Origin of the sequence: Xenorhabdus bovienii SS-2004 (assembly GCF_000027225.1) — a bacterium.
Classification (GTDB): domain Bacteria; phylum Pseudomonadota; class Gammaproteobacteria; order Enterobacterales; family Enterobacteriaceae; genus Xenorhabdus; species Xenorhabdus bovienii_C.
Window position 1 is genome coordinate 2926062 of sequence record NC_013892.1, and the last position, 24482, is coordinate 2950543.

The following is a 24482-nucleotide window of genomic DNA, read 5'->3' on the forward strand; positions in this document are numbered from 1 at the left end:
CGGTTATCTACTTGCCATCTACTGCTTTTTTGGATGCAGCTCGTCGATGACGCCAAATTTCAATGATGCCTGGCAGGATAGAAATAAAGATAATTGCAACAATCAATAATTTCAGGTTCTGCTGTATGATTGGCATATCGCCGAATAAATAACCGGCATACGTGAATAATAGCACCCATATAAATGCACCGATTACATTATAAGCAGCAAAATGGCGGTAAGACATTTTCCCCATTCCCGCAACGAACGGTGCAAATGTTCTAATAATCGGCACAAATCGTGCCAGAATTATCGCTTTTCCACCGTGTTTTTCATAAAACTCATGGGTTTTATCCAAATAACTGCGGCGGAAAATCTTTGAATTCGGGTTGGTAAATAATTTTTCACCAAAAATACGACCAATTGTATAGTTTACAGCGTCACCAATAATTGCCGCTGTAATCATCAACGCCACCATAATATGCACATTCAGATCATTGGAATCTAATGCAGATAATGCGCCTGCCACAAACAGCAGCGAATCTCCCGGCAAAAATGGCGTGACCACCAGACCCGTTTCACAAAATATGATCAGGAATAAGATGCCATATACCCAATTGCCATAATCACTGACCAATTCCTTCAAATGTGCATCAATGTGTAAAATAAAATCGACAATGAACTTAGCAAAATCAACAAAATGAGTTAAAAATTCCATAATATTCCTCGTTATGCTCGAACATCCCTGTCACATTTTGAAAATGTCAGATTAAATCATTAGCTAGAAACAACGGCCCCATAGTGGGTGCAGGTAAACCAAAGTGCTCAGGATAATCCACCGCAACTAAATATAATCCCTCAGCTTTGGCTGTTGCCGCCGCTTTTGTTCTGTCTTTCAGTGCCAGTAGTTCAGCCATCCAGCCGATATCCTGATTACTACAACCAATTTCCAGCAAACTGCCAACAATATTACGTACCATGTGATGAACAAATGCATTCGCTTTAATGTCCACCACCACATAATGCCCGTGCCGACTGACATTAATGTGCATCATATTGCGCCACGGTGAATTAGATTGGCACTGTACTGCCCTGAAAGAAGTAAAGTCATTCTCTCCCAGTAAACTCTGCGCCGCTTCATGCATTTTTCTCTCATCGAGTAGATAGTGAAAATGCGTGACGCCCTGTGCTAACACCGCAGGGCGATAGCGATGGTTAAAGATTATATATCGATAACGACGTGCCGTTGCACTGAAACGGGCATGAAATTCATCATCCACCGTTTTTACCCAGCGCACTGCGATATCGGGTGGCAAATGACTATTGACTCCCATTGTCCAGGCAGCATCTTTACGTTGTGCTGAGGTTTTAAAATGCACTACCTGCCCAGTAGCATGTACCCCCGCATCCGTTCTGCCTGCACAGAAAACCGAAATCGGTTCATCTGCCACTTTTGACAAAGCTTTTTCCAGACATTCCTGCACACTTTTTACTTCTTGCTGGCGCTGCCAACCATAATAGCGGCTGCCATCATATTCAATCCCCAGTGCAATTTTCACTTTTTCTGCCTCTGGTACAGACTGACTCAGCTCTGCATCAGACATCAGTAGAATTGCTCCTGCATCAGTTTTTCTGCGATTTCAACCGCCATCAGCGCACCGCCAAAACGGATATTGTCGGCAACCGACCAGAATTGCAGCATCTCCGGCATACCATAATTATTACGCAGACAGCCAATACTCAACCTGTCACTACCGGATGCATCCGTGACCTGAGTGGGATAATCTCCCTCTTCTGAGACCTGAATTTCTGCAAAACGTTCAAGCTCTTCACGCGCTTCTTCTGTGCCGACTGGACGCAGTGTTTCCACACTCACCATCTGGGCAATTCCGTAGAAAACCGAAGATTGAACACAACTGACTGAAATAGGTAGCCCTTCGTCCTGTAATATTCTGCGAATTTGATCGACAATGCGACGCTCTTCACGTACTGAGCCTTCGGCATCAGGCAATAAAGGCAGCAGATTGAAAGCTAATTGTTTGTTAAAAAGACTTTCATCCGGCGGAACGCCGCTCAATAAACGGGCACTTTGCCCTGCCAATTCATTAATGGCGGCTTTGCCATGTACGGAAACCGGCAATAAATTGGTCAGATTTAAACGTGCAATACCTGCGAGATCGATCAATGGCTTAATGGCCGTCAAAACCTGGCTTGTTGAGCTGTCCGCCACAGCAATAATGTTGCGGTTGCGATATTCAGCCAAAGCGTGTGGGTTAACTCCCGGTACGACCAGAGGTACATCCGGCTCTGCGGCAAACAATCCGCTGCTGTCGATCACCAGACAGCCCGCTTCCGTTGCCTTTTCAACATATTGTGCCGTTGCTTCTTTCGTCGCAGCAAAAAACGCAAGCTGCACCTGTGACCAATCAAATTCTGCGGCATCATAAACGGTGATGCTTTTACCATTAAAACGCTGAATTTTCCCAGCATTTTGCTCACTGGCAAGAAGATGCAGTTCACCAACCTGAAACTGGCGCTCCTGTAATAACGCCAATATCGCTTCACCTACTGCGCCTGTTGCACCCAAGAGCGCAATATTCCAGCCTTCTGACATGTTGGTTTTCTCCACTTCTTTATTTTGCTGACAGGCAGGAACGCCTGCCTGTATTAAATCACTTTGGCGTTAAACCCAATTTCAGACAGTAATTGGGCGCTGCTTTCTGAGTCACAATGCACCGTCAGGGAAGACCATTCCCGGCGCTCTGGATAGTTTTTACGCAATCGGTCAAAAGCGCCATTCTGTTCAGCGACCTGACGTAGTGGTGCGTCATCACGGCGCACATCATACACTAAATGTATCAAGCGCTTCAGGATGCTTTGTGTCACTTCGCCATGTACGGTGATATGGCTGAAATCAGGTTCAGGCAAAAGGTCGGACAATTCCGCCCTGTATGGTTGCCCCAGAAATTCGCAGTAAGCCTCAAAGACCTGAGTCGTACCACGTGCTTTGCCTTCCAGAGTGTACCCTGCAATATGGGGTGTACCGATATCAACCAAAGCCAGTAAGGGTAATGAAAGGTTAGGCTCTGGTTCCCAGACATCAAGCACAACACGTAATTTTTTTCCACTTTGCAATACTGAAAGTAGTGCTTGATTATCAACCACTTCACCACGGCTGGCATTAATCAAAATTCGGTTGTCCGGTAATGCAGAAAGTAATCCTGCATCGGCCAGATGATAAGTCTGATAACGGCCTGATTGATTAAGCGGAGTATGGAAAGTCAGAATATCCGCTTCCTGTACTAATTTTTCCAACGGCCAGAATTCACCTTCATCACCCCGATCGACACGAGGAGGGTCGCACAGTAAGGTTTTCACACCCAAAGCAGCCAGCCGATCAGCCAGACGCCCCCCGACATTACCCACACCGACAATGCCGACAGTTTTATCTTTGAGTTGAAATTGATCCCGTTCCGCCAATAACATCAGTGCAGAAAATACATACTCAACAACCGCAATCGCATTGCATCCCGGCGCGGCTGAGAAGCCAATTCCTGCCTGCGACAACCATTGCTGATCAACATGATCCATCCCCGCAGTGGCAGTACCCACAAATTTAACAGAACTGCCTTTCAACAAGGATTCATTAACTTTAGTGACAGAACGCACCATAAAGGCATCAGCCTGTTCCAGAGCACCCGCAGGGACTGGGCGCCCCGGGATTGCCTGTACTTCGCCTAATTGCTGAAAAAGTTGTTCAGCGTAAGGCATATTTTCATCAACCAAAATTTTCACTTTTCTCATCCAACGACTTAAATGGGCGTGATCCCCTATTCTGCCACTTAATCGACATAAAACCTATTGTCAGAAATGAGAGAGTTATCTGGATTGCCACATCTGTTGTCTGATTATCACTATATACAAAAAACGGTCATGTATTAAATGATTAGATTAGGTATTAAAAATAATGTTCACGTTCAATAAAGGTTCCTATCACTTTATCGTGCATTTCTTCCGATTTTGAATACCCAATGGTTTTTCTATTCAGCCTTTTGATTCGGGTACGATGCGTTAAATTCGTTCTCTCTATACGCTGAGTAAACGCCTTTCCAGTCAAGTGCTCTTCCTCGGGAAGTGGGTCATAAACAACATAGTCATCCGTGCAGTAAAACCGAATAGTAAAGGAAGATAAGAGGGTAAGCAGCTTGTCTAACGTTTTTCGACTGCGATCGCCAAAAACATGAGCCACTATTCGCTTCAGGCGGGGTTCCCAAGCATACCAAAGCCAGCGTTGGTTTTTCTTATTGCCGACAAACGACCATTGCTCGTCGATTTCACAGACAATCTGGATGCCACATTCCGCAAGGGGAAGTGTCGTTACGTTTCGGGGTCTGAGGTTTTTAATGTTTTCATGACGGTGGCGGTGGCGACTTTCAGGATCCGAGCGGTGTCACGAATTCCCCCGTTATTCATCGCGATATCGACAATCTGTTCTTTAACGCCGGGTTTGCAGGCCTGATAGGTATACGCCAACTGAAAGACCTTACAGCAGCTATAACAGCGATAACGAGGATGTCCGCCATTTCCTTTCCCATGTCCTTTGACCTGTTCTGATTTGTGGCAATAACGGCAATAGACATCAACTTTGGCCATACTTCATCCTTAAAAAGCCGGAAGCATATCACAGCAACTAACCATTTAATACATGACCCAAAAAACGGGTCATTGTTACACTAAATACACTATGCACTTACATGAATAAATTAATTCAATGATAAATTTCTTGTTTCCCTTTATTGCTGTTCTGATTTGGTCAATTAATGCCGTTGTCAGTAAAGCAGCAGCCACTGCAATTGAGCCTGCTGCCATTGCTTTCTATCGTTGGTTCATTGCGTTTCTGGCTTTAACTCCTTTCGTTTTATGGCCTGTCCTGAAACAGCGGAAAATGGTTATCCAGTATTGGTGGAAGTTATTGATTCTGGGTACTCTGGGCATGGTACTTAACCAAAGTATGGCCTATTACGCTGCTCATACTGTGAGTGCAACATTGATAGGAATCTTTACTTCACTGATTCCGTTGTTGACGGTTATCATCAGTATCTTTGCCTTACGGATTGCTCCCACAGTAGGTATCACCCTGGGTACTGTGTTTTCGTTGTTCGGCCTAGTGTGGCTGGTCAGCAAAGGTGAACCCGCTTCCTTATTAGAGCACGGTCTGGGGATCGGCGAAGTGATGCTATTTATTGCATCCGCTTCCTACGCCTTATATGGGGTGTTGACAAAACGTTGGGCGATCCCATTACCCAATTGGCAATCACTTTATATACAAATCGGGTTTAGCCTTTTGCTGCTTTTGCCTAATTTCATGATGACAAAAGATGTCCAGTTAACTAGCGATAACATTTCCTTAGTCCTGTTCGCGGGCATCCCCGCCTCAATTCTTGCGCCCTATCTGTGGATACAGGGCGTGACTCGCCTAGGCGCGAATATGACTTCTGTATTTATGAATCTGGCTCCTGTATTTACCGCCATTATCGCCATTGTGTTTCTGCGTGAGAAAATGCAAAGCTATCATCTGATCGGCGGCGGCATTGTTCTGGCAGGGGTTATACTCGCCCAGCGCCTACGTATTCCTCTCACCCGCAGGAAGGCGGAATAAAATTCTCACCAGCAAACCGCCCAGTACAATACTGGGCAAAAGCTGGAGAGTCGCACCGTGGTACAGGCTGATATCCTTAACAATAGTCAGCCCCAATCCAGCGCCTTCCAGCCCCGCTGCATTATCCAGACGGTTAAACGCCATCAACGATTGAGTAATATTTTCTTGCGCGATGCCCGGCCCTGAATCATCAACTTCGAGGCAACAGTATTTTTTGTCCGCTGTCATACTTACTCTTGCCGTCACCATTCCCGCAGCAGGCGTATATTTAATGGCGTTATCCAACAAGTTAGCACACATTTCTGTCAACAATACGGGTTCTCCCTTGATCCAAAAGGTATTTTCTCCTTCATAACCCAAATCAATATTTTTACTTTCCGCCTGTTGCAAACGGGAAAAACAGGCTTGCTGTAATAATTCCACAATATTGACGGGCTGATAATTCTGGATAGCTTCTTTCTCATGCACTTTCAACTGTGAAAGATATAACAGACGATCAGTCAGTGAGATCATGTTATCTACGGTCTTGTTAATAGAGTTGATGATTTTTCTGCTCGGATAAGGATCTTTATCATTGAGTGCCACGGCTATCTGTGTTTTTAATACACTTAAAGGTGTCCTGAGTTGATGAGAAGCATCAGCACTGAACCGGGCTTGACGCCCAACCATCAGTTTTAACCGTTCTATGTAGCGATTAAATGCCCGAAGCAATGGTGAAAGCTCTGACCACGGCAAAATATCCGGCAATGGGGTTAAGTCATTGGCTGAACGGAGCACCATCATGCCTGATAACCTGCGCAGTGGTTTAAGAAGCTGCTTTAACAGGAAATAGGCAAGAATCAGTGTCAATACCACTACGGTTCCCTGGCTTATCAGGGAAGAAATCAGTAATTGTCGCGCTAAATATTGGCGGGAATCCACAGTTTCAGCCACCAGTATCAATGCCATGCCCATTACCCCTCCTTCGTTGATCGGCTGATACAAGGCCGCAACACGGATGGGGTATCCCTGATATTCCGCGTTATAAAAATATACCAAGGCCGTATACAGTTGCGAACGCTGGGTATATTGAGGAATGGGAGGTAAATTATCGTAACCGGAAATGGTTCTCCCTGCCGGTGATATCACCTGATAGTAGAGACGATCATTCGTATTACGTTCAAAACTGTCCAAAACGATATAAGGCACATCAACGTTTAACTGTTTATTCTTTACTGTCAGACGCTCCGCAACTGTTCTTGCCGATGCAAGTAACGTCCGATCATAGGCAAGTGTCGCCGCATTTTCCGCACTAAAATAATGGGTATACACAGAAGCCCCGCCCAATAACAACAATGGCGCACCAAAGAACAGGAGTAACTGATGAAACAATGAGCGTGGGGCTTTGAACAGTTTCATTATTTTTGCAATTCCAATCGATATCCCAATCCTCGCAATGTACATATTCCGACATCACTGTTAAAAAGCTTCTTCCGTAACCGATGCACATACAGTTCGATGCTTTGTGGATTTGCTTCATCAGATAAAGAAAATACCTGCTCAAACAGTTGTTGTTTCGAGACAGGGCGTCCACGACGGTGAAACAGGGTTGTTAAAACTGAGAATTCCCTGGGAGTCAACGCCAGCGGTTGATTATCCAATAAGAAATAACCTGCGTCTTCGTAAACCAATGAGCCAAATTGCTGTATCCCTAGCGGCAATCCCATGCCACGGCGTAACAGTGCTCGAATACGAGCTTCTAATTCTTCAAAATCAAAAGGCTTAGTTACATAGTCATCAGCGCCCGAATTTAACCCTTTCACGCGATCGGCAACATCCACTTTGGCAGTCAATAACAACACGGGCAAATTTTGCCCGCGCTTACGCAGCCGTGATAACAGGGAGATTCCATCCAATCTGGGTAAGGCAACATCCAAGATTAGCAGGGTATAATCTTCCGTCAGCAAAAGCTGATCCGCCGCAATTCCATCTTCAGCAATATCAACTGCAAATCCAGAACTGCTTAATGCTTTTTGCAGCCAATGTGACAAGTCAGGGTGGTCCTCAACTAATAAGAGACGCATTTTTAAGTATCTCCTTGCTTTTTTATGGTTTCAAGAATCAATAATATTTATAATCATTAATCAATACCTCAACATATTCAGTGCGCTGAATATGTTTACCTCATATAAATTGGCAAGATAAATAAGAAACCTGCTGTTTTTTTCATTTTCCCACACTACAACAAGATCATAAGCAAAAGAAAGTTGGTAATCATTTATTAGCACCGTTATCCGAGGTGTTATGTAAATTGAGTGACTAACGTCACATCCAAATAAATTTTTCTGATTAATGAAAGGTAAATGAAAGGTTTTATATCTATAAATGGTGTAGCCCAACAACTTGCCTGAGTTATCTCATTTACTGATACGATGAGAAGAAACAAATGGAAACAATATTAATCAAGGTATTAGCTGTTGCTACTTTACTTGCCTGTACCAATACATTTGCAGACAATGCTCCCGATAAAACGGAATGTATTGCTCCAGCCAAACCTAGTGGTGGGTTTGATTTAACCTGTAAGCTAGCACAAATAACATTATTAGATACTAAAGCTATCAACTCTCCTATGAGCGTGGCTTTCATGCCTGGAGGAATCGGAGCTGTCGCTTATAATACCATCATCGCTCAACGTCCCGCAGAGCCTGGAACCATAGTGGCATTCTCTGGTGGTTCTTTGCTTAACCTTTCTCAAGGAAAATTCGGTCGTTACCATGTGAATGATGTACGCTGGTTAGCTAGTATGGGTACTGACTATGGAATGATAGCTGTGCGCGGAGACTCTCCCTATAAGACTTTAAAAGACTTAATGGGTGCCTTCCAAAAAGACCCTAACAAGATAGTATTCGGTGCAAGTGCATCCATAGGAAGTCAAGATTGGATGAAAACAGCACTACTGGCGAAAGAAGTGGGTGTTGATCCGCAAAAAATACGCTATGTTGCGTTTGAAGGCGGTGGAGAACCTATCACTGCTCTACTAAGCAATCACATTCAAGCCGTTTCCTGGGAACTCAGTGAAACCGTACCTTACCTCACTGACGATAAAATCCGTGTTCTTGCTGTCTATGCTGAACAACGTTTGAAAGGTAAGCTAGCAAATATTCCAACCGCAAAAGAACAGGGATATAACATCGTTTGGCCAGTTGTTCGTGGTTTCTATATGGGTCCAAAAGTCACAGATGAACAATATCAATGGTGGATAAAAACATTTAAAAAATTACAGCAAACAGAAGAGTTTAAAAAGGAACGTGATTTACGTGGATTATTTGAATTCAACATGGTCGGCAAAGAATTAGATGATTATGTAAAAAAACAAGTTGTCCAATATCATGGGTTGGCTAAATCCTTTGGCTTAATTAAATAATGTAGGAGTAACCATAAACGATAGTATCTATGCGACTGTATAGCTAATGCTGTATGAGGGGTGCCGAAACATTCACAGTGAATATTCCTATGAATTTCTAAACACCACTTTATTGATAATAATTGTTCCATTTATTTTACTAAAAATAAAACGCGGTAACAGACGTACAACAATATAATAAAAAACCAACCCATCTAATCAATGGATTGGCTTTCATTTTAACTGATGAATTTTTCAGCCGTCAAAAAATCAGTTCGAATATTTGCGCATCACCAGGGATGCATTTGTACCGCCGAACCCGAAGCTATTGGACATTACTGTTCTTAGCTCGCGTTCGGTAGGTTCAGTGATAATATTCATGCCTAACGCTTTCTCATCCAAGTTATCAATATTGATACTTGGTGCAATAACACCATGTTCCAGCATTAATAAACTGTAAATGGCTTCGTGCGCACCAGCCGCTCCTAAAGAGTGCCCCGTCATCGCTTTGGTGGCCGAAATAGCAGGGGTGTTATCACCAAACACTTCGCGGATAGCTCCCAACTCCTTCAAGTCACCAATCGGGGTTGATGTTCCGTGGGTATTGATGTAATCCACGCCACCTTCAATACCATCAAGAGCCAGCTTCATGCAGCGAACAGCCCCCTCGCCAGAAGGTGCAACCATATCCGCGCCATCAGAATTTGCCCCATAACCGATGATTTCAGCATATATGTGCGCACCACGAGCTAATGCGTGCTCTAATTCTTCAACCACAACGATACCGCCACCGCCTGCGATGACAAAACCGTCACGCCCCTGATCATAAGTGCGGGAAGCAAGTTCTGGTGTTTCGTTATATTTAGTAGAAAGCGCTCCCATTGCATCAAACTCACAGGCCATTTCCCAGCTCAGTTCTTCACCGCCGCCGGCAAAAATAACATCCTGCTTACCAAGCTGGATCAATTCAACTGCGTGGCCAATACAGTGTGCAGAAGTTGAACAGGCAGAACTAATGGAATAGTTCACCCCTTTGATTTTGAATGGTGTTGCCAGACAGGCTGATACACCAGAAGCCATTGCCCGCGTCACCATATAAGGCCCAACGCCACGCAGCCCTTTGGCTCGCATACCATCCGATCCACTAACCTGATTACGTGGAGAACCGCCACCTGAACCCACAACCAGACCCGTGCGCAAATTGGAAACTTGCTCATCGGACAAACCAGAATCTTTAATCGCTTCATCCATTGCAAGATAAGCATAAACAGATGAATCGCTCATAAAACGCTGAGTTTTACGATCAATTAGACCAGATATATCCAGTTTTATATTACCCCAGACGTGGCTACGAAGCCCCATCTCTTTGAATTCTTCAGAAAAAGTTATCCCGGAACGGCCTTCTCTCAGAGACTCCAGCACCTCTTTCTGGTTATTACCAATACTGGAAACAATCCCCAGACCAGTGATTACTGCACGTTTCATTCATTACCTCATCATTTTTACCTGCGGGATTTCTGCCCTGCACTTTAGCGTACACTTGTACGCCGAACAAGTCCGATCAGGTTAAAAACTCACGGAAAAGTTGATCTGGACTCAAGTGCTAACTTTTCTCACGGGTGGTACAACAGTATGAACACCGTTAAAATCTCATATTATTTTTATCAACCATACAGGCATTATTGTGAAAAAGAGTGCTATCAGCAGCGCAACCCTAAACTGGAATGAACAGGGTACACCTGTTTCTGAGCAGTTTGATGATGTTTATTTTTCAAATCAAGATGGCTTGGAAGAAACTTTATATGTTTTTTTAAAAGGTAATCATTTTCCCCAACGTTTTAATACGCACTCCCGCCCTGATTGTATTATTGCTGAAACTGGATTCGGTACTGGGTTGAATTTCCTGACACTTTGGCGAGCTTTTTCAACCTTCAGACAACAATATCCTGATACACCTTTAAAACGGCTTCATTACATCAGTTTTGAAAAATACCCATTAACGACAGCGGACTTGAAGACTGCGCATCAGCGCTGGCCAGAACTTCAAGTATTTTCTGAAGAGTTATGTCAGCAATGGCCTTTACCTCTTGCAGGCTGTCACAGGCTAATGCTGAATAATGGCACTGTCACACTGGATCTCTGGTTTGGTGACGTAAATGATCTATTACCGAGGATAAATTCGAATTTAACTGGAAAAATTGATGCTTGGTTTTTAGATGGTTTTGCACCATCCAAAAATCCGCAGATGTGGAGCGAACAACTGTTCACTGCAATGGCAAGATTTTCTCGTCCAGAAGGAACATTTGCAACATTTACGTCAGCGGGAATCGTTCGACGTGGATTGCAGGGAGCCGGATTTGATGTCAAAAAAATAAAAGGCTTTGGACATAAAAGAGAGATGCTGACAGGGGTTCTGGCTCCATCTGCACATTTCCTTTTTTCCTCATCAGATACTCCATGGTTTGCCCGACAAGCAGCTACCGATACCGATGATATCGCCATCATTGGTGGCGGCATCGCCAGTGTATTAACTGCACTTGCACTATTACGCCGGGGCGCGAAAGTGACACTGTATTGCCAAGATAACCAACCCGCACAAAATGCATCAGGCAATCAGCAGGGAGCCATTTATCCGTTACTGAATGGCCGTGACGACTTACTGGAACGTTTCTTTATCTCCGCCTTTACCTTTGCCCGCCGTCAATATGATCAGCTAATTGATGAAAATGTTTCCTTTGATTATCAATGGTGCGGTGTCAGCCAGTTGGCTTACGATGAAAAAAGTGACAAAAAAATTGCCAAGATGCTGCAAACATCGTGGTTAGAAGAGATTGCAATTGGAATGGATCGCCAGAAATTGAGCCAAGCGAGCGGATTAGATGTTAATTATCATGGTATCCACTATCCACAGGGAGGATGGTTATCTCCGGCTCAATTGACTCAGGAAGCCATCAATCTGGCAGAACGGCGTGGAATGCTCACCTATTTCAACCACAAAATGACTCAATTAGTTCAAGATGAATACGGTTGGCAGTTGCATATTGAGCACCAGGGGCAATCACTGCACAAAAACCACAGGGTCGTTATCATTGCTAATGGACACTGCCTGACGCAATTTGCACAAACTGAAAAACTGCCCGTTACTGCTGTTCGTGGACAAGTCAGCCATATCCCGACCACTACCCGTCTCAGTCAACTGAAAAACGTACTGTGTTACGATGGCTATCTGACTCCTGCGAATCCTCAAAATCAACATCATTGTATCGGTGCCAGCTATCAGCGAGGGAACGTTGATACTCAGTATTCTCCCGCAGAACAGCAAGAAAATCGTGATCGTTTATTAAAATCTTTACCCGATGTCGATTGGGTGAAACAAGTCAATATTTCAGAAGCGAAATCCCGTCAAGGGATACGATGTGTTATTCGGGATCATATGCCGATGGTAGGCAATGTACCTATTTTCAGTCAAATTATGGTCAAATATGCTGGTTTATCTCAAAGGATAAACACTGATGAGACAATTGAAGAATCTCCTTATTATCCTGATTTATTTGTTATTGGTGCATTAGGTTCCCGTGGATTATGTTCTGCTCCGTTGAGCGCAGAATTACTCGCAGGGCAGATTTTTGGGGAAGCTCTACCACTTGATGATGAAACATTGGCGGCCTTGCACCCAAACCGATTCTGGGTCAGAAAATTATTACGAGGCAGGGAAGTTAAAGCTGGAAAACCTTAAATCACACACTATAAAGTCATATATCTGCATCAGGCACAGTCAAACAGTGTTTGGTGCAGAGTAACAACCCGCAGTCTCTATTCTCAAAACTCAATCGTGATAATCTGTTGTAACAACCAAACGCTTCATCGCACAGCGTTGATTTTCTGCAAACCCGTATTCAATTTCACGTTGCAGGATCTGACACAAAGCACCAGCAATTTGTCGAGGTTCTAAGATAAAAAACCCCAGTCGCCGATAAAATGGGGCGTTCCAGTTTATATGACGAAAAGTTGTCAATGTGACAGCCTGAAAGCCGCGCTGCTCAGCGACCTGAATAACGGTATCAATCAACGCTTTTCCTATACCTTTCTTCTGCCAATCCCTATGCACCGAGAGTTCCATAATATGTAAGCCATCATCCAGCGGTTTTGCCAGAATAAAACCGACAGGCTGATTATCGCCATTCAAGGCAACCCAACTATTCTGTTGCAAAATATAATCTAAATGCTGCTGTTCCGTTTGGGTATGGCCATCAGCAATCCATGCCAATTCAGGTGTCGAGAGAAATAGCTGGCTCGCTGACCGTTCTATTGCTGGTAATACTCCTGCATCTAATATCTGTGTTGGACGAATAAAAAACATGCCTTCCCTCTCAATTTGTTAAAGACATTTATATATCCTGATAAATTTAATATCCTATTTTATTTAACCTTAAAAAATAAATTAACATTTATATATTTACAGATGATAATTACACCAACATAACAGAAAAAATAAAGGGGCTATATGAATAACCCCACATATAAGTTATTTATAATCAATTAATTGGTCTTTCGCACTATCCAGTAGATTTTGCCATGTCGATAAAACCAAAACCTGATCTGGTGGAGCCAGCTCTCCTGCCCTGATCGCCCTATGGATGCTCTCTTCAACACGCTGATGAAGCTGTTCAATGGTATTAGCGCCTTCTTGTTCCAACTCAGCAACAGCCAATGTCAGATGCCCACGGAGGTATCCACCAGCAAATAATTCGTCATCACTGGCATGTTCAACCATGTTATCTATATGTGCCAGAATGCGTGTTTCAAACTCTGCGAGCATTATATTTCCTCAAAATCAAATATCAGTTAGCAAAAGGATTTTCCGGACAAGGAAAGTGTTCTGCTGTCAGTGAGGGCGTATTGTAGAACGAGTGCAGTCCTTGAATAAAGCGCGCTGCTCGTGTGGGTATTCCGTTTTCAAGATATGCGATAACTTGTGTATGAACTTTACGCTGAAAAGCAAAGCGATCTGGCTCACAATCCCCTTCAAGATTGTCACAACTGACGTTGAAAGGAAAACCCGCTGCCATACAGAATAGCCATTCCAGTGCCTGTGGTTTGATTTCGACTTGCTCAAACTCAGACTGAGTTTGGGCATCACGCCCATCAGGGCAGTACCAGTAACCAAAATCGACCCGTTTGCGACGCTCTTTACCCGCAATGCACCAATGCGATATTTCATGCAAACCACTGGCATAAAAACCGTGGGCAAACACTACCCGATTATAGCCGACTTGATCATCTACAGGCAGATAAATCGGCTCGTCATCACCTTTTATTAAACGGGTGTTACAGTCATCGCTAAAGCAATTATCAAAAATTTCAATGAGTTGTTGATAGTGATGTGCAGTCATGAGTTAAGGCAGGATCCTAAAATCAAAAATAAAATGCTAACCAAGAGCGGATAGTATCGCCATGATGGTCATGGAGTAGTTTGATACTCATCAGAAAAGAAATTGTTACCAGCATCGGACGGATCATTTTTTGCCCTCGGCTCAGGACTAAACCCGCTCCTAGCCGAGCACCAATCGCTTGCCCTATTAGCATCACAAGACCCAATAGCCACAAGACCTGCCCACCAAGAATAAAAAAGCCCAGTGAACCTATATTGGATGCAAAATTCAGCACCTTCGCATGTGCCGTCGCTTTCGCCAGATTGTAACCGTAGAGCATCACATAAGACAGCGCCAGAAAGGAGCCTGTTCCCGGCCCAAATACACCATCATAAAAGCCAATTCCGCCTCCGGCAAGGCAACCAAATGCCAGAGGCTCCAAGCGACGCGGCCGATCTTCAGCGCCAATATTCGGCACTAGCAGAAAATAAAGACCAATGATAATCACCAGAACCGGCAGGAGATAACGCAGAAAATCTGGGGATACAAATTGAACCAGCAAGGCTCCCAGCATGGCACCAAGCAGAGTCATAGCTATCGCAAAACGTTGGGAGCGCCAATCCACTGCGCCACGACGAATAAAATAAAGGCTGGCGGAGAAAGAACCGCCAACCGCTTGAAGTTTATTCGTCGCCAGCGCCTGAACAGGAGAAACACCGACTGACAGTAATGCAGGAATGGTCAACAACCCACCACCACCTGCAATAGAATCGATAAACCCAGCAACTATCGCAACCAAAAACAGGAAACCGTAAATTTCCGGACTTAATAATGACCATTCCATGATTTATTTCACCAGAAAACTGCTTACCAATGATCATGATGCCTGCCGCATCACCCAGATGCTTGTATTTCAGACGTTCTCTTACCGATTTACCAGCGTGGCAATGGAAAGATGACGTCAGCACATTGCGCCCGCTGACGCAGTAAGTGATCCATCAGTACAATCGCCATCATCGCTTCTGCAATCGGTACAGCACGTATCCCTACACAAGGATCGTGGCGGCCACGGGTCACCATATCGACTTCTTCACCCTGGCGATTAATAGTTTTGCCGGACACCATAATACTGGACGTCGGTTTCAGAGCGATATGAGCGATAATCGGCTGGCTGCTACTGATCCCGCCCAGAATGCCGCCAGCATGATTACTGGTGAATCCCTGAGAGGTAATTTCGTCTCGGTTTTCACTACCGCGTAAGTTGACAACACCAAAACCATCACCGATTTCAACGCCTTTCACTGCATTAATGCTCATCAAGGCGTGCGCGATATCTGCATCCAGACGGTCAAAAACAGGCTCACCCAATCCGACAGGCACATTCTCAGCAACAAGGGTCACTTTGGCACCAATAGAATCACCTTCTTTTTTCAGGGTGCGCAATAATTCATCAAGCTGGGTCAGTTTACTTTCATCAGGGCAGAAAAAAGGATTCTGTTCAACGAGATCCCAATCTTTCAATTCGCAATGAATATCCCCCATCTGAGTCAGGCAAGCACGAATTCGGATACCGTGTTTTTCCAGTAGATATTTTTTAGCAATTGCGCCAGCCGCGACGCGCATCGCTGTTTCACGGGCAGAGGAACGCCCGCCTCCGCGATAATCACGCAGCCCATATTTTTGTTCGTAGGTATAATCAGCATGTCCCGGGCGAAAAACATCTTTAATTGCACTGTAATCTTGTGAACGCTGGTCGGTGTTTTCAATCATCAGGCCAATGCTGGTGCCCGTTGTTACTCCTTCAAAGACACCTGAAAGAATACGGACTTGATCAGGTTCGCGGCGCTGTGTCGTATAACGGGAGGTTCCCGGACGTCGCCTGTCCAAATCGATTTGCAGATCAGCTTCAGTAATGGCAATTCCTGGAGGAACGCCATCGACAATACATCCCAATGCAATTCCGTGAGATTCACCGAATGTGGTAACACGGAAAAATTGCCCAATACTATTTCCAGCCATTCCTACCCTGCCATCAATTAATTATGCGTTAAAGATTAGATTAATTAACAATAACTCACTCAATGATTAAAACCTATCTTATTCCGGCACTTTTATTTGCCTTGAATTTAATCAAGAACAGCCTTATCCATTGAGTATGATGAAAAAATATTAATCTTTAAACAGGCGAAAATATTCGTGATGTTCGACTAATTGCTCGCGTGTCAGCATAAAGACACCATCACCACCGTTTTCGAACTCCAGCCATGTAAATGGCACGTCAGGATATTGATCAATCAGATGCACCATGCTGTTACCCACTTCACAGATCAGCACCCCTTCTTCGGTCAGGAAATCCGGCGCATTCGCAAGAATACGACAAGCCAGTATCAACCCATCAACTCCCGCAGCCAATCCCAATTCAGGTTCACGGAGGAATTCATCGGGCAGATCGTTCATGTCTTCTTCGTCCACATAAGGAGGATTAGTGACAATCAGATCGTATTTCATCGGTGGCATATCACGGAATAAATCAGAAAGGATAGGAATAACGCGATTCAAAAGCCCATGATTTTCAATATTCTGTTCAGTCACTGCCAATGCATCACCTGAAATGTCAACGGCATCAACTTCGGCTTCAGGGAACTCATGTGCGCAGGCAATCGCGATACAGCCACTTCCGGTACACAGATCCAAAATAGTAGATGGCTCCTGTGGAAGCAATCCTGCAAATTGGTTGTTAACTAATTCACCAATCGGTGAGCGGGGAACCAGCACACGTTCATCAACATAAAATTCATGACCGCAGAACCAGGCCCGGTTAGTCAGGTAGGCAACCGGAATACGTTCATTAATACGGCGCAGAACACGTTCCACAATACAATGACGCTCGGTTGAGGTCAGACGAGCTGCCATCATGGATTCAGGAACGTCCAGAGGCAGGTGCAGTGTTGGCAGAACCAACTGCAAAGCCTCATCCCACGAATTGTCCGTCCCATGACCGTAATAGATATTGGCGGCATTAAAACGGCTGGCTGACCAGCGCAGCATATCCAGAATGGTATGCAGCTCCGCGACGGCCTCATCCACAAAAATCTTATCCACAAGCATCTCCAAGCCACAAAAATGTATTAGCGCGTTATTTTGCCATGATCCCAGTCACAAATCAGCTATCTGAGCATGGGAATTATGTCAGTGAATAATGAGCCTATCTCAGTGAGTACCTATGTTACAGCCAGTTTGTACAGAAAGAGTACGCAAATAAGCAAATAGAATGGCCTACTGGGAGAGTTCAATAAAGCGCAATTATTTTCTGGAGAGGGTAAGAAAACCACCCTGTATTCACAGGGTGGTATATTTGGGCGTTATCTCGTTTTTTTCACCCACAACTTTTTCACCCACAAGAAATAACTAAGGGTGAGTAATGCTATCCATGCTATCCCGACGTACAGCGCGATGCGGGTACTGGGGAAATATCCCAATACGACGATGATAAATGCCATGAATGAAATCGTCAGAATAGGTGCTGCAGGCCAAAGGGGAACAGGGAATTTTAACTTTTTGACCTCTTCCGCCGGTATTTTTCGGCGCATGATGAATTGTGACAACAAAATCATCAGCCATACCCACACCGTTGCAAATGTCGCAATGGAAGCAATGATCCCAAACACTTTTTCAGGTAACAGGTAGTTCAAAACGACACCGATTAGCAGTACACACGACATCACCAGCACAGTGATCCACGGTACGCCGTTTTTGGTTAATTTCGTGAAGGCTGAGGGCGCTTGTTTCTCCTGTGCCATGCCATACATCATCCGTCCTGAGCCGAAGATATCACTGTTGATCGCTGAAATCGCCGCAGTAATTACGACAACATTCAGAATATTAGCCGCAGAATCGATTCCCAGACTTGAGAATATCTGGACAAATGGGCTGCCATTTTGGCCAATTTGATTCCACGGATAGATACACATCAGGACAAACAGAGTGAGTACATAAAACAGCAAAATACGGAATGGAACAGCGTTGATTGCCTGGGGGATGGATTTTTCTGGATTTTTCGCTTCACTGGCTGTAATACCGATTACTTCGATACCACCGAATGCAAACATGACCACCGTAAACGAAGCAATCACTCCCGCAATGCCATTTGGCATAAATCCGCCATGTTCCCACAAGTTTGACAGGCCAGTGACATGACCCGCTTCCTGGCCGAAGCCATACATCATGATCACAAAGCCACCGACAATCATGGCAACAATTGCAGTGACTTTAATGATAGAAAGCCAGAACTCCATTTCACCAAAAACTTTGACGTTACACAGATTTATCGCCCCAATGAAAAAGACGATGCTGAGTACCCAAATCCATTGGTCAACATGCGGAAACCAGAGTTTCATATAGAGACCAAATGCGGTGATATCAGCAAGGCAGACAACCAGCATTTCAAATACGTAAGTCCATCCCGTCAGAAAACCTGCCAATGGCCCTAAGTAGTGACTGGCATAATGAGAGAAAGAACCCGCCACAGGGTGATGAACCGCCATCTCCCCCAATGCCCGCATGACCATGAAAACGGCCGCCCCACCAATGGCATATGCCAATAATACCGCAGGACCCGCGGCTTTAATGGCTTCTGCTGAACCATAGAAAAGCCCAGTCCCGATTGCTGACCCCAACGCCATAAACCGAATGTGGCGAACGCTCAAGCCTCGCTTGAGTTGTGAAGTGTTTTGCATGATTTATCCTTGTGTCTTTATTATTAGATATGAAAGATAAATACAACGATAAGGCCGGGCAGAAACCGGCCTTAGACGACTTATTTATGTTTAATTTATCAATAATTTTCCGGTAGGTAGCAGTGCTGAAAGTTGTTGTTCAATCAACAGTTGGATAGCTGCGTCAATATCTGGTGCAAAAAAGCGATCTTTATCGTAATAAGCGACTTTATTACGGAGGATATGACGGGCTTTTTCCAGTATCGGGCTGCTCTTCAATCCGTCACGGAAATCCATGCCCTGACAGGCAGTCAGCCACTCAATCGCTAAAATACCCCGCACGTTGTCAGCCATTTCCCATAAACGACGACCTGCCGCCGGAGCCATAGATACATGGTCTTCCTGATTCGCTGATGTCGGCAAGCTGTCAACGCTGGAAGGATGCGCCAATGCTTTGTTTTCACTCGCCAACGCTGCCGCTGTCACCTGAGCAATCATAAAGCCGGAGTTCACCCCGCTGTTATTGACGAGGAACGGCGGTAACTGGGACATGTTGCTATCCATCAGCAAAGAGATACGGCGTTCTGACAGTGCACCTATTTCCGCCAGTGCAATAGCCAGATTATCCGATGCCATAGCAACAGGTTCAGCATGGAAGTTACCGCCAGAGATCACTTCATCTTGGTCGGTAAAGACCAACGGATTATCAGAAACCGCATTGGCTTCAGTCATAATCACGTCGGCAGCATGACGGATCTGTGTAAGGCAAGCGCCCATTACTTGTGGCTGGCAACGCAATGAATAAGGGTCTTGAACTTTCGGACAGTTTTTATGAGATTCAGATAGACCACTTTGTTCTTCCAATACCAGACGATACAGAGCAGCTACATCGATTTGCCCCTGCTGGCCTCGTGCTTCATGGATACGCGCATCAAATGGTTTACGAGAACCCAGTGCCGCTTCAACAGACATCGCGCCACAAATCACTGCTGAGGCAAGTAAGTCTTCTGCTGCAAAAAGTCCTTTCAAGGCAAAAGCAGTAGAGGTTTGTGTGCCATTAAGCAACGCCAGACCTTCTTTTGCCGCCAACCGAATCGGTTTAAGATTTGCCTTCTCCAAGGCGTCTTTAGCTGGCAGCCATTCCCCACGGTAACGCGCTTTACTCTCGCCCAGCAATAACAGGCTCATATGCGCCAGTGGAGCCAAATCTCCCGAAGCGCCCACAGAACCTTTGCTCGGAATACAGGGATAAACTTCTGCATTAACCAAAGTGATCAACGCTTGAATGACGTCTAAACGAATACCGGAATAACCACGGGCAAGGCTATTGATTTTCAATACCATAATCAACCGGACAATCTCATCCGGCAAAGGCTCACCGACACCAGCAGCATGTGACAACACAAGGGAACGTTGCAGTTCTTCTAAATCCTGCTCGGCAATCCGAGTACTCGCCAGCAGGCCAAAACCCGTGTTGATACCATAGGCTGTTCTGTTTTCATTGATAATACGGTTAACACAATCAACGCTGCGTTCAATGGCAGGAACGCATTGCTCATCTAAGGTAATTTGCACCGGATACTGATAAATGTGGCGTAACTCTTCAAGCGTCATTTTTCCGGGATGAATAGTAATGTGTTTCATATTAATGACGCTCCTTATTTTGTTTCGACGGTTTTTGTGTCTGATGATTTTGTATCAAGCATCGGCAGGTTTAAGTCCCTCTCTTTGGCACACTGGATGGCCTGTTCATAACCCGCATCAGCATGACGCATGACACCAGTTGCAGGGTCATTGTGCAACACACGAGCAATACGTTCTGCGGCTTCATCCGTGCCATCACAGACAATCACCATACCGGAATGCTGTGAGAACCCCATACCAACTCCGCCCCCATGATGCAGGGAAACCCATGTCGCACCACTGGCCGTATTTAATAAGGCATTCAGCAATGGCCAATCTGAAACGGCATCAGAACCGTCCTTCATGGATTCGGTTTCACGGTTGGGACTCGCCACGGAGCCGGAATCCAAATGGTCACGCCCAATCACGAGCGGTGCTGAAAGTTCGCCGCTACGTACCATTTCATTGAATGCCAATCCCAATTTAGCGCGGTCTCCCAAGCCAACCCAACAAATACGGGCAGGTAAACCCTGGAAGCTGATGCGTTCCCGCGCCATATCCAGCCAGCGATGCAGGTGTTCATCATCTGACAGTAACTCTTTAACTTTAGCATCAGTTTTGTAAATGTCTTCAGGGTCACCGGAGAGCGCGACCCAACGGAAAGGCCCAATTCCCCGACAAAAAAGAGGACGAATATAAGCAGGAACAAAACCCGGGAAATCAAAGGCATGCTCAACACCCATTTCTTTCGCCATTTGACGGATATTGTTACCATAATCGAAAGTAGGAACACCCTGTTTCTGGAAAGCCAGCATCGCTTCCACGTGTACTGCCATCGATGCTTTCGCGGCTTGAATCACGACTTCTGGCTCAGTTTCGGCACGGCGACAATATTCTTCCCATGTCCAGCCTGCCGGCAAATAGCCATGCAGTGGATCATGTGCACTAGTTTGATCCGTCACCATGTCCGGACGAACGCCACGACGTACCAACTCAGGGACAATTTCTGCCGCATTACCACACAATGCCACCGATACTGCCTTACCTTCTTGGGTATATCGCTTGATACGCGCCAACGCATCATCCAGATCGGTTGCCTGTTCATCGACGTATTGGGTACGCAGACGGAAATCAATGCGACTTTGCTGACACTCAATATTCAGTGACGAAACACCTGCCAACGTTGCCGCCAGCGGCTGTGCTCCCCCCATACCGCCCAAACCCGCAGTCAGTACCCAGCGTCCGGTCAAATCACCGTTATAGTGCTGGCGTCCCGCTTCAACAAACGTTTCGTAAGTGCCTTGCACAATGCCCTGACTGCCAATATAAATCCAACTACCTGCCGTCATCTGACCATACATTGCCAGCCCTTTAGCATCCAGTTCGTTAAAATGTTCCCACGTTGCCCAATGCGGAACCAGATTCGAGTTTGCAATCAATACACGCGGTGCGTTTTCATGAGTTTTAAAAACACCCACTGGCTTACCTGACTGCACCAGTAATGTTTCGTTATTTTCTAAATTTTTCAGGGTTTCCACAATTTTTTCATAACATTCCCAATTTCTGGCGGCACGGCCTATCCCTCCATAAACGACCAGTTCATGAGGATTTTCAGCCACATCAGGATCGAGATTATTCATGAGCATGCGGAGCGGGGCTTCCGTTAACCAACTTTTTGCTGTGAGCTGCGTTCCTCTGGGGGCACGGATGACCTCGTTGCTGAATTTATTATTTTGCATCGTCACGGTTTTTTCCTTTTCATCGTTATAAAGTTTGTTAATTGTATAGTTGTATATACATGTAGATTCAATAGAAAAAAATGTGACACAGATAAAGTCAATAATTTGGAGGATGGTATCTTTTATGCTAGATATCAATAAGATGATAATGATTTATTCTTCAGTTGGCAGGTGAATGTTTTTATTATTTTTGTGTTTTACATCACATCGGATTTACATGATGGTCACAATTGTTTGTGAAAAAATCTCCCTATATTAAAAACAAAGGGAGATTTTTTTATGCAAATCATGAGCTGAAATGCCCTTTCAATTTATATCGATGCCCGGGAAATAATAATTTAGCACTTGAGACAATATGTTCTTTCGACCATGTTCGGCGGCTAATTAAAAGACAAGGCGTATCTGCCTCAATTTGCAGCAACCGACAAGAACGGACATCTCCCGCAACCGCTTCAACAATATGCTCCCCTTCCGTCAGGGGAGCCACCATTGATAAGTAATCGTGGGTAGTTTGCTGGTTGAAATCTTGTCGCAGATACGCCGGCACAGCCTGAGCGTTGACATAACGATTTTCAATCTGCACAGGGACATCATTTTCATAGTGCACAATAATCGAATGGTAGATTGCCGTACCAGCCACAATTCCCAATTCTGCCGCCTGTGTTATATTGGCATTCACTTCTGCAAGTTTCAGTACCTTACAACTATGCTGGTTAGAACGTTCCGCAATCTCATCGGCAATACTGTGAATTTCAAACAGAGCGGACTGTCCTTTGGGTTCAGACACAAACGATCCCACTCCTTGCAAACGAAATAGAAAACCTTCTGCCATCAACTCCCGCAACGCCCTGTTTGCCGTCATGCGGCTACAGCTAAACTGTTTAACCAATTCAGATTCTGAGGGAACCCGATCATGGGGTTTCCATTCTCCTGTATATATTTTTTCAATAATCGCCTGCTTAACTTTTGCATACAAAGGCACAGGTTTGACAAATGTATCTGATAAATCGACTGTCACAATAAATCCCTTCTCATTAGCTACCCATTCCACCAATGCACCAATTGCCACGTAAGGCGAGCCGCTGCTTTGCCTCCCATTCCTTGAATGTCATACAAAGGATTAAGCTCAACCAAATCGACAGCCTGTAACTTTTTGCTTTGGCAGATGAGTTGAATTAACGGCAACAAACGCTCTAACGGCACTCCCAGAGCAGCGGGAGCAGAAACCGACGGCATTTGCCAGATTGGCAGTACATCCAAATCGATGGTCATATAAATTATATCAACTTGATTAATCACATTTTGAATTTGTTCCTTTACTTTATCCAGCATCGACTCAATACATTGAGTATCCCAAATGATGGTGACATCAAGATGATTGGCTTCGTCCAACAAAGCCTGAGTATTTGATGCCAAACTGGCTCCAATACAAGTGTAATTGAACGGACGCTGATGCTGCTGGCAATAATCGGCAAGCTGCCGGAAAGGAGTTCCTGATGTAGGTTGCGCCGAATTACGCAGATCCAGATGCGCATCAAAATTAATAATACCTACGCGTTGTGTCGGAAACGCGCGGTAAATTCCCATTCCATGAGCAAATGCCGTTTCATGCCCACCGCCAAAAATGAGTGTTCGCATGTTCTGGTGTTGACACTCATAGACAGCTTCACTCAGCACGTTCTGTGCTTCAGCCAATTTTTCAGGATCAGCGCGAATATTTCCCAAATCCACCAGCCGCTCATGACCATCATAACTGGCCATATTGGCCAATGACTGACGCAGATATTCCGGCCCTAATTTCGCTCCCGGCCGACCATGGTTAAGTTTAACGCCTTCATCACACTCAAATCCCAATAACGCAATATGGTGAGGAAATTCTTCCGGAGAAAAATTGGCGGGTTGTTTTATTGTCTGGAACACACGCAGGGCATTATCCGCTTCTGCGAGATCATTACGTCCTTGCCAAATGTTTTCTGATGTCGGGTGCCATAATTTCATGTTGTTTCTCTCACC

The 24482-nt window shown here is 44.9% G+C and carries 22 protein-coding genes; 3 read left to right on the plus strand and 19 right to left on the minus strand.

Features of this window, described 5'->3' with window-relative positions:
- Positions 1-7: 7 nt before the first annotated feature.
- From XBJ1_RS12525 to XBJ1_RS20895, 5 genes are all read right to left on the minus strand, one after another.
- Positions 8-697: a DedA family protein gene (locus XBJ1_RS12525; RefSeq protein WP_012989357.1), complete on the minus strand. Its 690-nt coding sequence runs from the start codon at positions 695-697 to the stop codon at positions 8-10.
- A gap of 46 nt (positions 698-743) precedes the next feature.
- Positions 744-1583, minus strand: a complete 840-nt coding sequence (gene truA / locus XBJ1_RS12530) for a tRNA pseudouridine(38-40) synthase TruA (RefSeq protein WP_012989358.1) — start codon at positions 1581-1583, stop codon at positions 744-746.
- The gene (locus XBJ1_RS12535; protein ID WP_012989359.1) at positions 1583-2593 is read right to left on the minus strand and encodes an aspartate-semialdehyde dehydrogenase; all 1011 of its coding nucleotides are present in this window, start codon (positions 2591-2593) and stop codon (positions 1583-1585) included. Before XBJ1_RS12535 ends, truA begins: the two co-directional genes overlap by 1 nt.
- A gap of 53 nt (positions 2594-2646) precedes the next feature.
- On the minus strand, positions 2647-3774 hold the full coding sequence (pdxB, locus tag XBJ1_RS12540) for a 4-phosphoerythronate dehydrogenase PdxB (protein WP_038199067.1): 1128 nt from the start codon (positions 3772-3774) through the stop codon (positions 2647-2649).
- Between the two features lie 163 nt (positions 3775-3937).
- A protein-coding gene (locus XBJ1_RS20895) for an IS1 family transposase (RefSeq protein WP_143827612.1) occupies positions 3938-4632 on the minus strand; the annotation gives its coding sequence in 2 pieces (ribosomal slippage) (positions 3938-4377 and positions 4377-4632; 696 coding nt in all).
- Positions 4633-4750: 118 nt separating this feature from the next.
- Here XBJ1_RS20895 and XBJ1_RS12550 point away from each other — a divergent pair.
- The gene (locus tag XBJ1_RS12550) at positions 4751-5638 is read left to right on the plus strand and encodes a DMT family transporter (protein ID WP_012989362.1); all 888 of its coding nucleotides are present in this window, start codon (positions 4751-4753) and stop codon (positions 5636-5638) included.
- On the opposite strand, the gene XBJ1_RS12555 is transcribed toward XBJ1_RS12550, so the two are convergent.
- Together XBJ1_RS12555 and tctD are read right to left on the minus strand one after the other, a co-directional pair.
- Positions 5603-7036: a sensor histidine kinase gene (locus XBJ1_RS12555; protein WP_038199069.1), complete on the minus strand. Its 1434-nt coding sequence runs from the start codon at positions 7034-7036 to the stop codon at positions 5603-5605. The genes XBJ1_RS12550 and XBJ1_RS12555 overlap by 36 nt on opposite strands.
- Positions 7036-7701 (minus strand): transcriptional regulator TctD, encoded by a 666-nt coding sequence (gene tctD / locus XBJ1_RS12560; RefSeq protein ID WP_012989364.1) that lies wholly within the window; start codon positions 7699-7701, stop codon positions 7036-7038. The genes XBJ1_RS12555 and tctD overlap by 1 nt, the downstream gene beginning before the upstream one ends.
- Before the next feature lie 362 nt (positions 7702-8063).
- Between tctD and XBJ1_RS12565 the strand changes: the two genes are divergently transcribed.
- Positions 8064-9041 carry a Bug family tripartite tricarboxylate transporter substrate binding protein gene (locus XBJ1_RS12565; RefSeq protein ID WP_012989365.1) on the plus strand — a complete coding sequence of 326 codons (978 nt, stop codon included), beginning with the start codon at positions 8064-8066 and terminating at the stop codon, positions 9039-9041.
- A gap of 249 nt (positions 9042-9290) precedes the next feature.
- Here XBJ1_RS12565 and fabB read toward each other — a convergent pair whose 3' ends face one another.
- Positions 9291-10505, minus strand: a complete 1215-nt coding sequence (fabB, locus tag XBJ1_RS12570) for a beta-ketoacyl-ACP synthase I (RefSeq protein ID WP_012989366.1) — start codon at positions 10503-10505, stop codon at positions 9291-9293.
- 199 nt (positions 10506-10704) lie between these two features.
- On the opposite strand from fabB, the gene mnmC reads away from it, so the two are divergent.
- Complete coding sequence (mnmC, locus tag XBJ1_RS12575; protein ID WP_012989367.1) at positions 10705-12756, plus strand: bifunctional tRNA (5-methylaminomethyl-2-thiouridine)(34)-methyltransferase MnmD/FAD-dependent 5-carboxymethylaminomethyl-2-thiouridine(34) oxidoreductase MnmC; 2052 nt, start codon at positions 10705-10707, stop codon at positions 12754-12756.
- Between the two features lie 90 nt (positions 12757-12846).
- Here mnmC and XBJ1_RS12580 read toward each other — a convergent pair whose 3' ends face one another.
- From XBJ1_RS12580 to hutG, 11 genes are all read right to left on the minus strand, one after another.
- Positions 12847-13380, minus strand: a complete 534-nt coding sequence (locus XBJ1_RS12580) for a GNAT family N-acetyltransferase (protein ID WP_012989368.1) — start codon at positions 13378-13380, stop codon at positions 12847-12849.
- 165 nt (positions 13381-13545) lie between these two features.
- Positions 13546-13839, minus strand: a complete 294-nt coding sequence (locus tag XBJ1_RS12585) for a YfcL family protein (RefSeq protein WP_012989369.1) — start codon at positions 13837-13839, stop codon at positions 13546-13548.
- 22 nt (positions 13840-13861) lie between these two features.
- The gene (locus XBJ1_RS12590) at positions 13862-14413 is read right to left on the minus strand and encodes an elongation factor P hydroxylase (RefSeq protein WP_012989370.1); all 552 of its coding nucleotides are present in this window, start codon (positions 14411-14413) and stop codon (positions 13862-13864) included.
- A gap of 22 nt (positions 14414-14435) precedes the next feature.
- The gene (locus tag XBJ1_RS12595) at positions 14436-15236 is read right to left on the minus strand and encodes a sulfite exporter TauE/SafE family protein (RefSeq protein WP_012989371.1); all 801 of its coding nucleotides are present in this window, start codon (positions 15234-15236) and stop codon (positions 14436-14438) included.
- An 89-nt stretch (positions 15237-15325) separates the two neighbouring features.
- The gene (gene aroC / locus XBJ1_RS12600) at positions 15326-16411 is read right to left on the minus strand and encodes a chorismate synthase (RefSeq protein WP_012989372.1); all 1086 of its coding nucleotides are present in this window, start codon (positions 16409-16411) and stop codon (positions 15326-15328) included.
- Between the two features lie 150 nt (positions 16412-16561).
- Complete coding sequence (prmB, locus tag XBJ1_RS12605) at positions 16562-17494, minus strand: 50S ribosomal protein L3 N(5)-glutamine methyltransferase (protein WP_038199072.1); 933 nt, start codon at positions 17492-17494, stop codon at positions 16562-16564.
- A gap of 260 nt (positions 17495-17754) precedes the next feature.
- Entirely contained in the window at positions 17755-19128 is a 1374-nt protein-coding gene (locus XBJ1_RS12610) for an amino acid permease (protein WP_012989374.1), read from the minus strand.
- A 90-nt stretch (positions 19129-19218) separates the two neighbouring features.
- Positions 19219-20751 carry a histidine ammonia-lyase gene (hutH, locus tag XBJ1_RS12615; RefSeq protein ID WP_012989375.1) on the minus strand — a complete coding sequence of 511 codons (1533 nt, stop codon included), beginning with the start codon at positions 20749-20751 and terminating at the stop codon, positions 19219-19221.
- Positions 20752-20765: 14 nt separating this feature from the next.
- A complete protein-coding gene (gene hutU, locus XBJ1_RS12620; protein WP_012989376.1) occupies positions 20766-22475 on the minus strand; it encodes a urocanate hydratase in 1710 nt (569 codons plus the stop codon).
- Between the two features lie 280 nt (positions 22476-22755).
- Entirely contained in the window at positions 22756-23487 is a 732-nt protein-coding gene (hutC, locus tag XBJ1_RS12625) for a histidine utilization repressor (protein WP_012989377.1), read from the minus strand.
- A gap of 20 nt (positions 23488-23507) precedes the next feature.
- Positions 23508-24467, minus strand: coding sequence for a formimidoylglutamase (hutG, locus tag XBJ1_RS12630; protein WP_012989378.1), 960 nt, complete (start codon positions 24465-24467; stop codon positions 23508-23510).
- Positions 24468-24482: the final 15 nt, after the last annotated feature.

Coding starts and splice junctions, on each gene's coding strand:
- truA (WP_012989358.1), bottom strand. CDS start 1,583: ATGTCTGATGCAGAGCTGAGTCAGTCTGTACCAGAGGCAGAAAAAGTG.
- XBJ1_RS12535 (WP_012989359.1), bottom strand. CDS start 2,593: ATGTCAGAAGGCTGGAATATTGCGCTCTTGGGTGCAACAGGCGCAGTA.
- XBJ1_RS12610 (WP_012989374.1), bottom strand. CDS start 19,128: ATGCAAAACACTTCACAACTCAAGCGAGGCTTGAGCGTTCGCCACATT.
- XBJ1_RS12595 (WP_012989371.1), bottom strand. CDS start 15,236: ATGGAATGGTCATTATTAAGTCCGGAAATTTACGGTTTCCTGTTTTTG.
- XBJ1_RS12580 (WP_012989368.1), bottom strand. CDS start 13,380: ATGTTTTTTATTCGTCCAACACAGATATTAGATGCAGGAGTATTACCA.
- XBJ1_RS12555 (WP_038199069.1), bottom strand. CDS start 7,036: ATGAAACTGTTCAAAGCCCCACGCTCATTGTTTCATCAGTTACTCCTG.
- XBJ1_RS12565 (WP_012989365.1), top strand. CDS start 8,064: ATGGAAACAATATTAATCAAGGTATTAGCTGTTGCTACTTTACTTGCC.
- XBJ1_RS12550 (WP_012989362.1), top strand. CDS start 4,751: ATGATAAATTTCTTGTTTCCCTTTATTGCTGTTCTGATTTGGTCAATT.
- hutG (WP_012989378.1), bottom strand. CDS start 24,467: ATGAAATTATGGCACCCGACATCAGAAAACATTTGGCAAGGACGTAAT.
- tctD (WP_012989364.1), bottom strand. CDS start 7,701: ATGCGTCTCTTATTAGTTGAGGACCACCCTGACTTGTCACATTGGCTG.
- XBJ1_RS12525 (WP_012989357.1), bottom strand. CDS start 697: ATGGAATTTTTAACTCATTTTGTTGATTTTGCTAAGTTCATTGTCGAT.
- hutH (WP_012989375.1), bottom strand. CDS start 20,751: ATGAAACACATTACTATTCATCCCGGAAAAATGACGCTTGAAGAGTTA.
- fabB (WP_012989366.1), bottom strand. CDS start 10,505: ATGAAACGTGCAGTAATCACTGGTCTGGGGATTGTTTCCAGTATTGGT.
- aroC (WP_012989372.1), bottom strand. CDS start 16,411: ATGGCTGGAAATAGTATTGGGCAATTTTTCCGTGTTACCACATTCGGT.
- XBJ1_RS12590 (WP_012989370.1), bottom strand. CDS start 14,413: ATGACTGCACATCACTATCAACAACTCATTGAAATTTTTGATAATTGC.
- XBJ1_RS12585 (WP_012989369.1), bottom strand. CDS start 13,839: ATGCTCGCAGAGTTTGAAACACGCATTCTGGCACATATAGATAACATG.